Origin of the sequence: Pseudomonas sp. C8002, assembly GCF_013385765.1 — a bacterium.
Classification (GTDB): Bacteria; Pseudomonadota; Gammaproteobacteria; order Pseudomonadales; family Pseudomonadaceae; genus Aquipseudomonas.
In genome coordinates this window covers 400,800-415,348 of record NZ_JACAPJ010000007.1, presented here as the reverse complement: position 1 = coordinate 415,348, position 14,549 = coordinate 400,800, and the positions used below count along the sequence as shown (strand labels likewise).

Sequence of the window (14,549 nt, the reverse complement as noted above, 5' to 3'; positions counted from 1 at the left end):
TTACCATGGCGCATTCCCACTGCAAACGGAGTTGTCCCGCGATGAAAGCCCTCACCCTTGAAACCTACGGCGGCCCGGAAGTTGTTCAACTGCGCCACGATGTCCCTACACCTCAGGTGACACCCGGCCATGTGCTGGTCAAGGTGGCCTGCGCCGGGATCAATTTCATGGATGTGCACACCCGCCAGGGCAAATACGCCAGCTCGGTGACCTATCTGGTTAGGCTGCCGTGCACCTTGGGCATGGAAGGGGCCGGTGTGGTGGTGGCGGTGGGCGAGGGCGTGAGCCATCTGGCGCCGGGTGATCGAGTGGCCTGGTGCATTTCATGGGGCGCGTTCGCCGAATACGCCAGCATACCCGCCGCGCGAGTGGCGCAGATTCCCAATGCGATCGGCTTCGATCAGGCGGCTGCGGCGATGTTCCAGGGCTGCACGGCTCACTACCTGATTGAAGATGTTGCGCGGTTGCAGGCGGGCAACAGCTGTTTGATCCACGCGGCGTCCGGCAGCATCGGCCAGTTGCTGGTGCAAATGGCCCGGCGACTCGGTGCCACGGTATTCACCACCGGCAGCAGCACTGAAAAATGTGCGATTGCCCTTCAGCGCGGTGCTGATCACGCCTGGTCATACGACGGGTTTGCCGAGCGAGTCTTGCAGGTAACGCAGGGGCGGGGTGTGGACGTGGTGTTCGATTCGGTGGGCAAGGCCACCTTGCGTGAAAGCTTCAAGGCCTGTCGTACGCGGGGGCTGATCGTCAATTACGGCAACGTCTCCGGTTCGATCACTGACCTCGATCCGATGGAGTTGGGGGAGGCCGGTTCACTGTTCCTGACTCGCCCACGGCTCAACGACCACATGGCTGACGGGCCTACGGTGCAGAGGCGTGCCAATGCGGTGTTCGCGGCGATACTTGAAGGTTCGCTGACGGTGGATATCGAAGGGCATTACGCCCTGGAAGAGGTGCAGCAGGTGCACGCGAGGATTGAGGCACGGCAGCAGATTGGCAAGGCGGTGGTGTGGCTGGACCGTGAACTTCACTAATGGAGAGGGAGCTTGCGTGGCGAGGGAGCTTGCTCCCGCTGGGCTGCGAAGCGGCCCCAACACCTGCCAATGGGGTCTTCCTGGAGAAACGCGGTGAGTTCATTGGGGCTGCTGCGCAGCCCAGCGGGAGCAAGCTCCCTCGCCACAGGGGTCGTGGCGCTTGTGAGGATCAGTTAACAGCAGGCGAAAAAAAGCCGGCTGATCAGGCCGGCTGGGGGTGAACCGCGAACGACAGGGGTTACGCGCGGTTTTCCATCAGGCGGTCAGCGCCACCTTCAGCTACACGGTTTTCTTGAAGACGGTCAGCACCACCTTCAGCTACACGGTTGCCCTGGAGACGTTCAGCGCCCCCTTCAGCAACACGACGTTCCAGCAGGCGATCAGACCCGCCTTCAGCAACGCGGCGTTCCAGCATACGGTCAGACCCACCCTCAGCCACGCGGCTGTCCATCAGGCGATCCGCGCCGCCTTCAGCGAGGGCAGGTTGGGTAAAGGCGCTTACAGCAAGTACCGAGAAAGCGAGGCTAAGCAAGAGTTGGCGTTTCATGAGGGTGTGCTCCGGGAAAGTCGTTGGTTGGTATGGATGCGATGTTACGCGGCAGATTTTTTAAGAGAACTTCATTGGGCTGATGGTGACTATCGACGCCAGCGATGGCCCGTTTTCCCGGGCCATCGCGTCGCTCATCACGGCATTTCTGGCAGTTCCCGAGGGCGCAGGTCGAACACCAGCACCTCGGCGTCCTCCCCATGGCTCAGGTGAATCTCCCGCTCATCGCGCACTCGGGCGCCGTCGCCTTCGTGCAAGCGCTGGCCATTGACTTCAACGCTGCCCCGCGCCACATGGATGTAGGCGTAGCGTTCCGGGGCCAGCGGCAGGCTGGCGGTTTCAAAGCCGTTGAACAGCCCGGCATACACCCGCGCGTCCTGGCGCACGCCGAGGGAGCCGTCGGTGCCTTCCGGCGAGATGATTAACTGCAACCGGCCGCGTTTTTGCGCCTCGGTGAAGTGCTCCTGCTGATAGCGCGGTTCGGCGCCCGCCACCTCCGGCACGATCCAGATTTGCAGGAAGTGCACGCCCTGGGTGTGGCTGTGGTTGAACTCGCTGTGGGCCACGCCGCTGCCGGCGCTCATCAGTTGCACGTCGCCGGGGCGAATCACCGAACCGGTGCCCAGGGTGTCCTTGTGTTCCAGGGCGCCTTCGAGCACATAGGAGAAAATCTCCATGTCGCGGTGCGGGTGTTGGCCGAAGCCCTTGCCGGCGGCAACCCGGTCATCGTTGATCACCAGCAGGTCGGAAAAACCCTGTTCTTTGGGATTCCAGTAGTTGGCGAACGAGAAGGTGTGGAACGACTTCAACCAACCGTGATTGGCGGCGCCGCGTTCCGAGGCTTTGCGAAGGGTCAGCATGGGGTGTTCTCCTCAAGGGAAGCCTGGCTGCGAGATGCAGGGCTTCGGTGTGAGGAGAAGATTACTGGTTAACGATAGGTTGATTAAGAAGCTGAAATCGGAATGACTGTCTCTTTTAGATTGACGATCGCCAGCTGTGCCGTCCGCAGATGATGGCGGTAGCGCAGCTGAAGTTTGCGCCAGGCCATCGGGTTCACGCCTTCGCTGCGGCTGAACAGGTGACAGAAGTGCGCCTGGTCGCAGAACCCGCATTCCTGGCTGATCTGCGTCAGGCTCAGGGCGGAGCCGGTGATCAGCACCTTGGCCTGCTTGATGCGTTGCTGGCGAATCCATTCCTGGGGCGATACACCGGTGGTGCGCTTGAAGGCCCTGGAGAAATGGCTGCGGGAAAGCTCACAGGCGCGAGCCAGTTCCGTCACCTCCAGAGGGCCAGCAAGATTGGCGAGGATCAATTGCTTGACCCTCTGTTCCCGCTCTGAACACAGGGTTCCGGTTGCAGCTGCTGGTTGAGCCATGATCGCTATCCGTGGTCGATGGGCGCTTGTTTTCACACACCTTACCGGTGAATGAATCCCCAGTGTAGACCGCTGCAAGCATCTGTTGAACTGAGCACATGCATGCAATTTTTCTGGATCGGGCCGTCGCACACTAGCGCGAACGTTCAAGCATCCAGGGGAAGGGCACGATGGACTCAACAGCACAAGGCGGGCCGGACGAGGTCGTGACCCTGGTGGTCAAGCACCGCATAAAACCCGGGCTTGAAGCCGACTACGAAGCCTGGCTGCGACGCATCGTGCGTATTGCCGGTGAGCGTCCCGGGCACCTCGGCGTCGATGTGGTGCGCAGTAAACAGGGCGGGTTGGCGCTATTCACCTGCGTGCTGCGTTACCGCTCCACCGAAGACCTGGAGCGCTGGCTCGATTCGCCGCAGCGCCTGGAGCTGATCAACCAAGCCGCACCAATGCTGGCCGACGGCGACCAGACCGAAGTCGGCGCGGTCAACGAGTTCTGGTTCTCGCCCCTGGCCGATGCTGCCGCCAAGCCGCCGCGCTGGAAACAGGCAGTGGTCACGCTGCTGGTGATCCTGCCGCTGACGTTGCTGGTGCCGATCATCTGGGGCCCGGTACTGCGGCTGCACCCGTTCCTGTCCAACTACATCGTCGCCACCTTCCTGGTCACCCTGACCATCGTTGTACTGGTGGTTTACCTGCTGATGCCGGCGGCCACCCGTCTGTTCGCGCCCTGGCTTGAAGCCTCTGTAAAGGAAACCCTATGAACGCCGACCTGATTCTGTTCAATGGCCAGTTCCACACCGTGGACCGTGAAAATCCCCGCGCCACGGCAGTTGCGATCCACCAGGGACGCTTCGTCGCGGTGGGCACCGACGGTGAAGCCATGGCCCTGCGCGGCAGTGGTACCCAGGTCATCGACCTCAAGGGTCGCACCGTCATCCCTGGCCTCAACGACTCGCACCTGCATCTGATCCGTGGCGGCCTGAACTACAACCTCGAACTGCGCTGGGAAGGCGTGCCGTCACTGGCCGATGCCCTGCGCATGCTCAAGGATCAGGCTGACCGCACGCCCACGCCGCAGTGGGTGAGGGTGGTGGGCGGCTGGAACGAATTCCAGTTCGCCGAAAAACGCATGCCCACCCTCGACGAGCTCAACCAGGCCGCCCCCGATACGCCGGTGTTCGTGTTGCACCTGTATGACCGGGCCTTGCTCAACCGCGCCGCCCTGCGCGTGGCTGGCTACACCAAGGACACACCGAACCCGCCCGGCGGCGAGATCGTGCGCGACCACAACGGCAACCCCACCGGCATGCTGGTGGCGCGGCCCAACGCGATGATTCTCTACGCGACCCTGGCCAAGGGCCCGAAACTGCCCCTGGAATACCAGGTGAATTCCACCCGCCAGTTCATGCGCGAACTCAACCGCCTGGGCCTGACCAGTGCCATCGACGCCGGCGGTGGTTTCCAGAACTACCCCGACGATTATGCCGTGATCGAGCAGTTGGCCAAGGCCCAGCAACTGACCGTGCGCATCGCCTACAACCTGTTCACCCAGAAGCCCAAGGAAGAACTCAGCGACTTCAAGAACTGGACCGGCAGCGTGACCCTGCATCAGGGCGACGACTACCTGCGCCACAACGGCGCCGGCGAAATGCTGGTGTTCTCGGCGGCCGACTTCGAAGACTTCCTCGAACCACGCCCGGACCTGCCGCTGACCATGGAGCAGGAACTGGAACCGGTGGTGCGCCACCTGGTGGAACAGCGCTGGCCGTTCCGCCTGCACGCCACCTACAACGAGTCGATCTCGCGGATGCTCGACGTGTTCGAGAAGGTCAACCGCGACATCCCGTTCAACGGCTTGCCATGGTTCTTCGACCACGCCGAAACCATCACCCCGCAGAACATCGAGCGCGTGCGGGCGCTGGGCGGCGGCATCGCGATCCAGGACCGCATGGCGTTCCAGGGTGAGTACTTTGTGGAGCGCTACGGCGCCAAGGCCGCCGAGGCCACGCCGCCGATCAAACGCATGCTCGCCGAAGGCGTGCCGGTGGGCGCTGGCACCGACGCCACCCGGGTGTCGAGCTACAACCCCTGGACCTCGCTGTACTGGATGGTCAGCGGCTGCACCGTCGGCGGGCTGGAACTGCACGCCGAGGGGCTGCCCCGGCTGACGGCCCTGGAACTGTTCACCCACGGCAGCGCCTGGTTCTCCTCCGAGCAGGGCAAGAAGGGCCAGATCAAGGTCGGCCAACTGGCGGACGTGGCGGCACTGTCGGCGGACTTCTTCAGTGTCGATGAGGAGGCCATCAAGTGGATCGAATCGGTACTCACCGTGGTCGGCGGCAAGGTGGTGTACGGCGCCGGCGACTTTGAAGATTTCGCACCACCCAGCGTGCCGGTGCTGCCGGACTGGTCGCCGGTGGTCAAGGTACCGGGCCACTGGCGCCCGGCCTCAGCGCTGCAAGCCCAGGTGCACCAGTGCAGCGGCCCCTGTGGCGTGCATTCCCATAGACATGAACGGGCGCGTCTCTCGAACGTGCCGGTCAGCGACTTCCAGGGTTTCTGGGGCGCGTTTGGCTGCTCGTGTTTTGCCTTCTGAATCAACCCCCAAAGGAGTGTTCCCATGACTTACAAACGCCTGAACAAAGATGACGCCGTGGTCCTGCTGGTGGATCACCAGACCGGCCTGATTTCCCTGGTGCAGGACTTCTCGCCCAACGAGTTCAAGAACAACGTGCTGGCCCTGGCGGACCTGGCCAAGTTCTTCAAGCTGCCGACTATCCTCACCACCAGTTTCGAAAGCGGCCCCAACGGCCCGATGGTGCCGGAGCTGAAAGAACTGTTCCCGGACGCGCCGTACATCCCGCGCCCTGGCCAGATCAACGCGTGGGACAACGAAGACTTCGTCAAGGCAGTGAAAGCCACCGGGCGCAAGCAACTGATCATTGCCGGTGTGGTGACCGACGTGTGCGTAACCTTCCCGACGTTGTCGGCCCTGGCTGAAGGCTTTGAAGTGTTCGTGGTCACCGATGCTTCGGGCACCTTCAATGAAACCGTGCAACAGGCGGCGTGGGCACGCATGACGGCGGCCGGTGCACAGCTGGTGAACTGGTTCTCGGTGGCCTGCGAGCTGCAAGGGGATTGGCGCAACGATATGGAAGGTTTGGCGAATCTGCTGTCGCCGCGTATTCCCAACTATCGCAATTTGATGAACAGCTACTCGGCGCTGACGGCCAAATAAACCGCTCTCTGATATGCAGGTAATCCAATGCGGGAGCGGGCTTGCTCGCGAAGGCGGTGTGCCAGTCAATACATGTACCGACTGACCCACCGCCTTCGCGAGCAAGCCCGCTCCCACATTTTGATTTGTGGTGTGGCGACTGACCGGCTATAAAACAGCCCAGCGTCCACCGAGAAGCGACAATGAACCCCTTCGAAGACATGCGCCTGTTTTGCCAGGTCATGGAATCCGGCAGTTTCACCGCTGCCGCCGAGCATCTTGGCCTGTCCAAGCAGTTTGTCAGCCGCCGCCTGATCCAGCTGGAAGAGCGCCTCGGCGTACGCCTGCTCAACCGCTCCACCCGCCGCCTGGACGTCACGCCGCTGGGCCAGAGTTACTACGAATCCGCCCTGCGCCTGCTCAGTGAAGTCGAGCAAGTGGAGCAGGGCATCGCCGGGCAAAACACCGAGCCCCGAGGCACCATTCGCCTGAGCGCGCCGTTGTCGTTTGCCATGGCGCACCTGGGTTGCCTGTTGCCGCTGTTCCTGCAACGCCACCCTCACGTCACCGTGGAAGTGGACCTCAGCGACCGCCCGGTAGACCTCATCAGCGAGGGCTACGACCTGGTGCTGCGCATCGGCACCCTCGAGGATTCGACCCTGATCGCCCGACGTATCGCCAGTGTGCAGCGCGTTTACTGCGCCAGTCCCGACTACCTGGCCCGCCACGGCACGCCGCAGAGTCCTGATGACCTGGCCGATCACGCATGCCTGCCTTACGGCCATGGTCGCCAGGTGCAATGGCACTTCAAGGTCGATGGCAAACCCCACACCCGCAACGTCAGCGGGCGCATGCGGGTCAACAACGGTGAGCTGCTGCGGGATGCCGCCGTGGCCGGGTTGGGCATCACCTATCTACCCCATTTTATCGTTGCCCAAGCCTTGCAGGACGGCCGCCTGGTGACGCTGCTGGAAGACTGCGCGCCCGAACCCCTGACCCTTTCCGCCGTTTACCCCCAGCACCGCCAGAGCTCGCGCCCGGTGCAGGCGTTGATCGAGTTCCTGCGTGAACGCCTGGCCGGCGGTTGTTGAATCAGAACGCGTACTGCACCCGGCTGTAGTAATACCCGCCGGTAAACCCGAACGGCGAATAGCTGCCCCAGTTATCGCCGAACGACGAGTTCTTCACGCCGATGTGATCCGGGTATTTGTCGAACAGGTTCTGCGCACCTACGGCCACCGTCAGCTGTTTGCTGATCGCGTAGGCCACGTCGAGGTCAGTGATCCACTTGGCCGAATACGTGCGGTCCAGGCTCGCGTCGCTGGAGCTGTTGACCTCGGTGTAGGTGCCGTAGCGAGTCAGGCGCAGGTTGACGTCGAAGTCGTGGATCGCCCAGTCGGCGGAGAAGATCATCTTGCTGCTGGGTGAGGTCTTGGTGATCAGTGCCCGTGACTGGCGACCCATCAACTGGAAGTTGCCCAGGGCGGCGAGCTGCGCCGGGGTGTCGTTGACGCTGAGGATCTGCGTGTGGTTGTAGTTCAGCGCCGCCGTCCATTTCACCGAGCCGTAGCGGTCGAGGTTCTGCCGGTAGTTGCCCACCACGTCCACCCCGGAGGTGCGGGTGTTGGCGCCGTTGGTGAAGTACTGCGCGCCCGCCGTGGCCGGTACGCCGATGCTGTCCAGCAGGGAGGCAATGCCCGGGCCCTGGAAGCGTTCGCTGAGCACCAGGCGGTCCCGCAGGTTGATCACGTAGCCGTCCACCGTGAGGCTCAAGTCATCGCTTGGGGTCACGGCGAAACCGAGGCTGAAGTTAGTCGAGCGCTCCGGCTTCAGTGACTTGGCACCCAATGCCTGGGCGCCGGCGGAATCCACCGGCAGGATCACGTAGTTATACGACTGGTACACGCCATTGATGGTGTCGAACCCGGTGGAGCGTGCGGTGAAGATCTCGTTGGCCAGGGACGGTGCGCGAAAGCCGTTGCTCACGGTGCCGCGCAGGGCGAACACCGGGTTGAACGCATACCGCGTGCTGAGCTTGCCGCTGCGGGTACCGCCGACGCCTTCGTTGTAATGTTCGTAGCGTCCGGCCACGCCGACGTACCACTGCTCGGTGGGGTAGAACCCGAGGTCGACATAGCTGGCGACGCTGTTGCGGCTGACCTTCTGCGCGTCTTCCGGACGGATGCCGTTGGTGACCTGAGCCCCCGGATCGGGACGCTGCCCGGCACGCGGATGGCCTGCCGGGAACACGTAGCCGCCATCGATATAGGAAGCCTCGGAGCCGGCGCGGGTCTCGTAGCTTTCGCGCCGGTGCTCCAGGCCGAACGCCACGTCCAGCGGCTTGGCCAGGCCGATCTCGTAGGTGTTTTTCAGGTCGAGGTTGGTGGTGAGCTGGTCGGCGATGTAGATCCCGGAGGTGAACTTGTTCGGTGTGCTTTCGCCCAGGGACGGGTTCTGGTTGTCGTAGGTGCGCTGCTTGGCGTAGTTGCGCCCGTAGGTGCTGCTCAGGTCCCAACCCCAACCGCCGCCAAGGTCGTTGCCCTTGGCGCCGAAAGCCGATTGGAAGTCCGTCTCGTTGACCAACCAGTACGGGCTGTAGCCATCGGGGTATCCATTGGGCCCGGTGGTGATGGTGTTGCGGCCGTTGGGCAGGCGGAAGTTCTGGCCGTCGTTGTTCTCTCGGGTGGCCAGGGTGGAAAACGAGTACAGCGTCAGGTTGTCGTTCAGCGGCAGGTCGAGGTTGTACGCCACATCGCCCAACTGGCTGCGGGGCGAGCCGTAGCCTTTGTAGGTGTGGTGGCTGGAGGTGGCTTCGCGCGGGTCGGGGGAACCGTCCGCCAGCGGGTAGTAATGGCTGCTGTAGCCGTTGCTGCCGGCCTTGTTGTCGCGCTCCTGGTAGCGGGTGTCGAGGGACACGTTGAGCACCCCGGCTTCACCCACCTGGAAGCCATAGTTCAGCGCCTCCTGGCCGGTGCCGCGCTTGCCGTCGTAGTTCTGGCCCAGGGTGGTGTCGGAACTGCCGCCGGTGGTCTGCTTGAGGATGATGTTGATCACCCCGGAAATCGCATCCGAGCCGTATTGCGCCGCCGCACCGTCGCGCAGCACCTCCACATGGTCGATGGCAGCCACCGGGATCAGGTCGAGGTCGCTGGGGGCCGCGCCGCTGTTGATGCCGTTGATGTTCAGGGTGGCGCTGGTATGGCGGCGTTTGCCGTTGACCAGCACCAGTACGTGAGAGGCGGTGAGGCCGCGCAAGGTGGCCGAACGCACCACGCCGCTGGCATCCCAGCCAGCGCGGTCGGGCAGGTTGAAGGAGGGGATGAGCTTGCCCAATGCCTCCAGCAAACTCGGCTTGCCCACGGCCCGCAGTTGTTCGCCGCTGATCACATCAATCGGCGTGGGGCTGGTGGTGACGGTGCGTTGTTCGGCGCCACGGTTGCCGGTGACCACCACGGTGTCGAGGGTGGGGGAGCGGTCTTCGGCAGATTCGACGCCGAAGGACGCCAGGCCGCACGCCAGCGAGAGCGGCAGGAGTTTCAGATGATTGTACCGGTGTAGCCTTTTACGGTGAGCGAGCTTGCTGTGGCGAGTAGGCTTGCTGTGGCCAGGGAGCTTGCTGTGGTGAGGAAGCTTGCTGTGGTGAGGGAGCTTGCTGTGGCGAGGGAGCTTGCTCCCGCTGGGCTGCGTAGCAGCCCCAATACCGTCGCCACAGTCTTCCGAGGAAATTGCGGAGTCAGGCTTCAGGGCCGCTGCGCGCCCCAGCGGGAGCAAGCTCCCTCGCCACAAAGGTGCCGTCAGCCAGTTGAATTTTCGCATGAGAGTGGAGCTCCTTGGTCTCGAGTGATGTCCCTGTCAGCGTTTGCGCGCGGCAACTGCTTCGATTTCTACCAGCCCGCCGGGCAATGGCAACGCGACGACTTGCACCGCGGTGCGCGCCGGTTTTTTCGGCTGCTCGGCACTGCCGAAGAACGGCGTGTAGCCTTCCTGCAACCCGGCAAAATCAAGCTTGCCGCCCTTGGCTGGATCGCCCACCAGGAATATCCGCAGCTGCACCACATCTCCCAAATCCAGGCCCTGGCCTTGCAGCACACCCTTGAGCTTGTTGAGGATCGACGTGGTCTGGATGGCCGTGTCGCCATAGGCGGCAAACGAGTCTTTCGGCGCCTTGGGGTCATGCAGGTCGGCCAGCAACCCACTCACAAACAGCAACTCGGTCTGCGGCGGCACCGACACCGCCAATGAGATCGGGAAATTCGAGTTCGGCAGCGGCACGCGCTTGATCTCATCGGCGTGGGCGGCAAGGGTGGTGGCGGTCATCAGCAGTCCTGCAAAAAGCGTCTTCATCGGTTCATTCCTTGAGAGAGAAAAGTCAGGCGGCGACGCCCGGTTGCTGGCGTTCGGCATGCCGGCCGATCAGCGAGACGATGCGCCGCGCCGAATCGGCGGCGCTGTTCTGCCAGATGCCGACGCCGCCGTGGGCGAGGGCGTCGCTGGCCAGGTACGTGCGGCCCTGGGGCTCGTTGAGCACGCGGTAGGCGCTTTCGCCGACCTCGTCGTTGACGATCCACGGGCCCTTGCTGTAGCTGACTTTCGACCAGTTGATCGCCACCGGTTTTTGCAGCTTGGCGCTGTGGCCGGGGTGCAACAGCTCCACCGCCTGGCGTGAGGAGGCGAACTGTTCGGCCAGGGATTTCTGGCTGAAGGCCTGGGCCGATTCACTGGTGTTGTAGGCCGCCACCAGAATCCCCTGGGCGCTGTTGAGGCGGTCGCTGGGGTACCACAGGCCTTTGACTTCATGGTCGAGGTACGACAGGCCGCCGTAGATGTTGAAGTCGGTTTCCCAGAAGCGCGGCGCCTGCCAGGCCACCTTGTTGGCCTGGTCGCTTTGCGCGGTCTGGATCGCCTGCTTGAAGGGTGCCGTGAAGTTGGTTGGCAGCTTGGCCAGCAGCGGCAAGGGCACGGTGACAATCGCGTAGTCGGCACTCAGCACCTGGGTCTTGCCGCTGATGCGGTCGCGGTAGGTGATTCGGCTGCCTTGCTCCGAGGTCTGGATATCGCTGACTTCGGCGTTGAAGCGCACCGCATCTTTCAGATGTTCGTAGAAGGCATACGGAATGCGGTCCATGCCGCCCACCGGCTGGAACATGGTGGAGGAAAACTCCGGGATTTCATCGAACACCAGTGCGCCCCACAGCTTGGGATTAAGCAGGGTCTGCAGCTCCAGCGGCGCGCGGGTCACGCCGGTCTGGTCGCCGGCGCCGGGCACGCGGGTGTAGCCGGAGCGCACCGAACCCTTGTATTGCAGGTCGCCGTTGAGGTCGCCGTACACTTTGAGGAAACTCAGCAGCGCCTTGCGGTCATCCACGCTCAGGTCCTGGTCCAACGCCTTGCGGCTGACCGTGCGGGCCAGCAGTTCCGAGAGCTGGCCACGGGTGTCGTTGACCGCCTGGCGCAACTGGAACGCCGGCTGTTGCGTATCCGGCCGGGCCAGGGCGTTGCGGCTGCTGTTGACCAGTACTTGCAGCTCCACACCCAGCTCGCGGCAGTAGCCGAGGATCGTCTGGTGGTGGCTGGGAATACGCGCGGGGCCGGCGTTGAAAAACTGCCCGTCATCAAAGTCGACGGTCTGGCTGACGCCGTCGTCGAAATCGACCTTGGTGCCTCGGCGCAGGGTCCAGTTGCGTCCACCCACCCGGTCGCGGGCTTCCAGGATCGTCACGTTGAACCCGGCCTTGCGCAGCTCATAGGCGCTGACCAGCCCGGAGATCCCGGCGCCGACCACCACCACCTGCTTGCCTTTGCCGGTGCTGCCCAATTGCAGCGGGGTAAAGCTCGATGCCACCGCCTGAGGCGTCAGCCCCAGCGCGCCCAATGCGCTGACAGCGGCGGAATAACCGCCCACGGCGGCAATACGGGAAATCAGTTCCCTGCGGGTAAAAGCCATGATTCGCTCCTTGAGATAGCGGTTTGTCAGAGGTCGTAGCGCACGGTCAGCAACAGGGTTCGCGGGTCGTTGACCGAGTAGTAGCGGGCGCCGCTGGAGGGCACGTAGCCCACCGACTGCGGGTAGGCGCGGTCCAGCAGGTTTTTCACTGCCAGGGTGGTGGTCCAGTGGCCGTCGCCGCTGATGTAGCGGGTGTTGGCGTTCCAGAAGGTCTGTTGCGGGATTTCCTGGATGTCGTCGTTCAATGCGTTGGCGTAGGACTTGGTCTGGAACTGCGCATCGGTGCCTGCCAGCCAGGTACCCGGCAGCCCGGCCGGGATGGTGTAGTTCAGGCCAACGCTCGCGTTCCAGCGTGGCGAGAACACCAGTTGCTTGCCGTTGGCATCCACCCCGGCACCGCTGGCGTTCTGGAAGTCGTCGTACTTGCTTTGCAGGTAGCCGACGTTGGCGGTCAGTTGCAGGTCGCGGCTCAGGGCGGTGAGGGTTTCCAGCTCCACGCCGTAGGTGTGGGCACGGCCAACGTTGGTGCGCAGGCTCACCCCCAGCGCCGGGTCATAGGCGTTGGTTTGCAGGTCTTTGTAGTCGTTGTAGAACAGCGCGACGTTGGCCCGCAGGCGTTGGTCGAAGAAGTCGCCCTTGACCCCGGTTTCCCAGGTGGTCACGTCTTCCGGGGAGAACGCCTGTTCGGCGGCGGCCTGGGTGGGGGCGCGGTTGTCGTAGCCACCGGCCTTGAAACCCTTGGCGACGTAGGCGTATTGGTTCAGGTGCGGGGTCCAGGCGTATTCGAAGCCGATCTTCGGGCTGGTGGACTGCCAGGATTTGCTCGACTCGGCGGTGAAGTTGGTGCCGGTGATTTGCCGGTCGGTGTTGATCGCGTAGTTGGTGAAGTCGAAATTCTTGTGCTCGCGGGTAAAGCGCAGGCCGGCGATCAGCGACAGTTGTTGCGTCAGCTTGTAGGTGCCCTGGCCATACAGCGCATAGCTTTCGGTGTTGGTGGTGCTGTATTGGCCCTGGCCGATCACCCGATTGCGGGCGATGGAATAGGTAAGGTTGTCGCGGTCGGCGTCGAACTTCTCGCGGTACAGGTACACCCCGGTGCTGAAGCTGAAATCGTCGTAGTCGCCGTTGAGCTGGAACTCCTGGGTCACATAGTTCTGCTTGTACAGGATCAGGTTGTTCTGGATCAGCGCGGCTTGCCCTGAGTTGTCGTAGTCCACCGGTTGGTGGAACGCCGAGTAGGCGGTCACCGATTTGAAGTTCAGGTTGTCATTGATCGCGTAAATCGCCCGCAGTACCGAGCTGCCCTGGTCCAGGCGGTTTTTCGGGTCGAGGCTGCTGTAGCTCTTGAACTTGTCGAAATGCCCGTTGGCGTCGAAAGGCGTGTAGCTGGTGGTGTCGCCCCGGTCGAAGGTACCGGCCAGGGTCAGTTGCACATCCCACGGCGAATCCACCGGCTTGTAGCGCAGCTTGCCGCGGTAGGACTGGATGTCGACGTTGTTTACATCCTTGCCCCGGGTGGGGTCGGAGACGGTGCCGTCGCGGCTCAGGCGGATCGCCGAGAAACTGCCGAACAGCGCGTTGTCCACCAGCGGGCCGCTGATCAGCAGGCGTGCGTTCTGCGCATCGTAGTTGCCGGCGCCCAGCTCTACAAAACCACGGGTTTCCTGGGTCGGATCGCGGGTGATCACGCGGATCGCGCCGGCGCTGCTGTTGCGTCCGTACAGGGTGCCCTGGGGCCCGCGCAGCACTTCGACACGCTCCACATCGTTGAAGTCGAGCATCGACGAAATCGCACGCGGGATGTACAGGTCATCGGCATACACGGCGACGGCGGCTTCCTGGATCGGGTCGGTTTCACCGATACCGCGAATGCCGTAGGTCTGCGCGCTGTAGGAGATCGACTGGCGGCTGAGTGTCAGATTCGGCACCTGGCCCGAGAGGTCGCGCACGCTGTTGATCTGCTTGTCTTCCAGGGCCTTTTCATCAAACGCGGAAATCGCCAGCGGGGTTTTTTGCAGGTCTTCGCTGCGGTGCTCGGCAGTGACGTTGACCACCGGCAGGGCGGTGTCGTCGGCGTGAACGGCGAGGCCGAACAGGGCGAGGGAGATGGCCAGTGCCAGGCGATTGGGTACGGCGGTAGGACTCATGATGGACCCCTGAGGTGGTTGACGGTTTAGGCAAAATTGGGCCTCCACCTGGTCAGGGGTCGGTACTGGATGTAACAGTATTTGTATAAATGCCGGGCGTAAAAGTCCGATTAGTTATAAGTTAATTATAAAAAACAGGTATGTATTGGTTTGAATGTGATGCGTAAGGCTGATGATGTTTTTCAGCCGACAAAAAACAAATGTGGGAGCGGGCTTGCCCGCGAATGCGGTCGCTCAGTCAACATTGATAGTGACTGAAACACCGCATTCGCGAGCAAG

The 14,549-nt window shown here is 62.8% G+C and carries 12 protein-coding genes; 5 read left to right on the top strand and 7 right to left on the bottom strand.

Features of this window, described 5'->3' with window-relative positions; all coding sequences use genetic code 11:
• Positions 1 to 41: 41 nt before the first annotated feature.
• Entirely contained in the window at positions 42 to 1,040 is a 999-nt protein-coding gene (locus tag HX814_RS13295; RefSeq protein WP_177008641.1) for a quinone oxidoreductase, read from the top strand.
• A 238-nt stretch (positions 1,041 to 1,278) separates the two neighbouring features.
• Here the strand turns inward: HX814_RS13295 and HX814_RS13290 are convergent, their stop codons facing one another.
• The 3 genes from HX814_RS13290 to HX814_RS13280 all read right to left on the bottom strand — a co-directional run bounded on the left by HX814_RS13290 (position 1,279) and on the right by HX814_RS13280 (position 2,962).
• Positions 1,279 to 1,587 (bottom strand): hypothetical protein, encoded by a 309-nt coding sequence (locus tag HX814_RS13290; protein WP_008434626.1) that lies wholly within the window; start codon positions 1,585 to 1,587, stop codon positions 1,279 to 1,281.
• 137 nt (positions 1,588 to 1,724) lie between these two features.
• Positions 1,725 to 2,447, bottom strand: coding sequence for a pirin family protein (locus HX814_RS13285; protein WP_003207309.1), 723 nt, complete (start codon positions 2,445 to 2,447; stop codon positions 1,725 to 1,727).
• Between the two features lie 83 nt (positions 2,448 to 2,530).
• Entirely contained in the window at positions 2,531 to 2,962 is a 432-nt protein-coding gene (locus HX814_RS13280; RefSeq protein ID WP_023658747.1) for an AraC family transcriptional regulator, read from the bottom strand.
• Between the two features lie 170 nt (positions 2,963 to 3,132).
• Here HX814_RS13280 and HX814_RS13275 point away from each other — a divergent pair, with 170 nt between their 5' ends.
• From HX814_RS13275 to HX814_RS13260, 4 genes are all read left to right on the top strand, one after another.
• Positions 3,133 to 3,723 (top strand): antibiotic biosynthesis monooxygenase, encoded by a 591-nt coding sequence (locus HX814_RS13275; RefSeq protein ID WP_003207311.1) that lies wholly within the window; start codon positions 3,133 to 3,135, stop codon positions 3,721 to 3,723.
• The gene (locus tag HX814_RS13270) at positions 3,720 to 5,558 is read left to right on the top strand and encodes an amidohydrolase (RefSeq protein WP_177008640.1); all 1,839 of its coding nucleotides are present in this window, start codon (positions 3,720 to 3,722) and stop codon (positions 5,556 to 5,558) included. Before HX814_RS13275 ends, HX814_RS13270 begins: the two co-directional genes overlap by 4 nt.
• Positions 5,559 to 5,582: 24 nt before the next feature.
• The gene (gene ycaC / locus HX814_RS13265; protein WP_177008639.1) at positions 5,583 to 6,200 is read left to right on the top strand and encodes an isochorismate family cysteine hydrolase YcaC; all 618 of its coding nucleotides are present in this window, start codon (positions 5,583 to 5,585) and stop codon (positions 6,198 to 6,200) included.
• A gap of 182 nt (positions 6,201 to 6,382) precedes the next feature.
• On the top strand, positions 6,383 to 7,270 hold the full coding sequence (locus HX814_RS13260; RefSeq protein WP_003212824.1) for a LysR family transcriptional regulator: 888 nt from the start codon (positions 6,383 to 6,385) through the stop codon (positions 7,268 to 7,270).
• A gap of 1 nt (position 7,271) precedes the next feature.
• On the opposite strand, the gene HX814_RS13255 is transcribed toward HX814_RS13260, so the two are convergent.
• From HX814_RS13255 to HX814_RS13240, 4 genes are read right to left on the bottom strand one after another with little or no spacing between them, the layout of a single operon-like run.
• A complete protein-coding gene (locus HX814_RS13255; RefSeq protein ID WP_256343959.1) occupies positions 7,272 to 9,995 on the bottom strand; it encodes a TonB-dependent siderophore receptor in 2,724 nt (907 codons plus the stop codon).
• A gap of 36 nt (positions 9,996 to 10,031) precedes the next feature.
• A complete protein-coding gene (locus HX814_RS13250; RefSeq protein ID WP_003211308.1) occupies positions 10,032 to 10,523 on the bottom strand; it encodes a RidA family protein in 492 nt (163 codons plus the stop codon).
• A gap of 25 nt (positions 10,524 to 10,548) precedes the next feature.
• Entirely contained in the window at positions 10,549 to 12,123 is a 1,575-nt protein-coding gene (locus HX814_RS13245; RefSeq protein ID WP_003211307.1) for an FAD-dependent oxidoreductase, read from the bottom strand.
• A gap of 26 nt (positions 12,124 to 12,149) precedes the next feature.
• Positions 12,150 to 14,270, bottom strand: a complete 2,121-nt coding sequence (locus tag HX814_RS13240; RefSeq protein WP_177008638.1) for a TonB-dependent receptor — start codon at positions 14,268 to 14,270, stop codon at positions 12,150 to 12,152.
• Positions 14,271 to 14,549 lie beyond the last annotated feature (279 nt).

What these genes read in the sequence shown, in the direction of transcription:
- HX814_RS13270 (WP_177008640.1), top strand. Translation starts at nt 3,720, where the DNA reads ATGAACGCCGACCTGATTCTGTTCAATGGCCAGTTCCACACCGTGGAC.
- HX814_RS13285 (WP_003207309.1), bottom strand. Translation starts at nt 2,447, where the DNA reads ATGCTGACCCTTCGCAAAGCCTCGGAACGCGGCGCCGCCAATCACGGT.
- ycaC (WP_177008639.1), top strand. Translation starts at nt 5,583, where the DNA reads ATGACTTACAAACGCCTGAACAAAGATGACGCCGTGGTCCTGCTGGTG.
- HX814_RS13255 (WP_256343959.1), bottom strand. Translation starts at nt 9,995, where the DNA reads ATGCGAAAATTCAACTGGCTGACGGCACCTTTGTGGCGAGGGAGCTTG.
- HX814_RS13295 (WP_177008641.1), top strand. Translation starts at nt 42, where the DNA reads ATGAAAGCCCTCACCCTTGAAACCTACGGCGGCCCGGAAGTTGTTCAA.
- HX814_RS13240 (WP_177008638.1), bottom strand. Translation starts at nt 14,270, where the DNA reads ATGAGTCCTACCGCCGTACCCAATCGCCTGGCACTGGCCATCTCCCTC.
- HX814_RS13245 (WP_003211307.1), bottom strand. Translation starts at nt 12,123, where the DNA reads ATGGCTTTTACCCGCAGGGAACTGATTTCCCGTATTGCCGCCGTGGGC.
- HX814_RS13280 (WP_023658747.1), bottom strand. Translation starts at nt 2,962, where the DNA reads ATGGCTCAACCAGCAGCTGCAACCGGAACCCTGTGTTCAGAGCGGGAA.
- HX814_RS13260 (WP_003212824.1), top strand. Translation starts at nt 6,383, where the DNA reads ATGAACCCCTTCGAAGACATGCGCCTGTTTTGCCAGGTCATGGAATCC.
- HX814_RS13290 (WP_008434626.1), bottom strand. Translation starts at nt 1,587, where the DNA reads ATGAAACGCCAACTCTTGCTTAGCCTCGCTTTCTCGGTACTTGCTGTA.
- HX814_RS13250 (WP_003211308.1), bottom strand. Translation starts at nt 10,523, where the DNA reads ATGAAGACGCTTTTTGCAGGACTGCTGATGACCGCCACCACCCTTGCC.
- HX814_RS13275 (WP_003207311.1), top strand. Translation starts at nt 3,133, where the DNA reads ATGGACTCAACAGCACAAGGCGGGCCGGACGAGGTCGTGACCCTGGTG.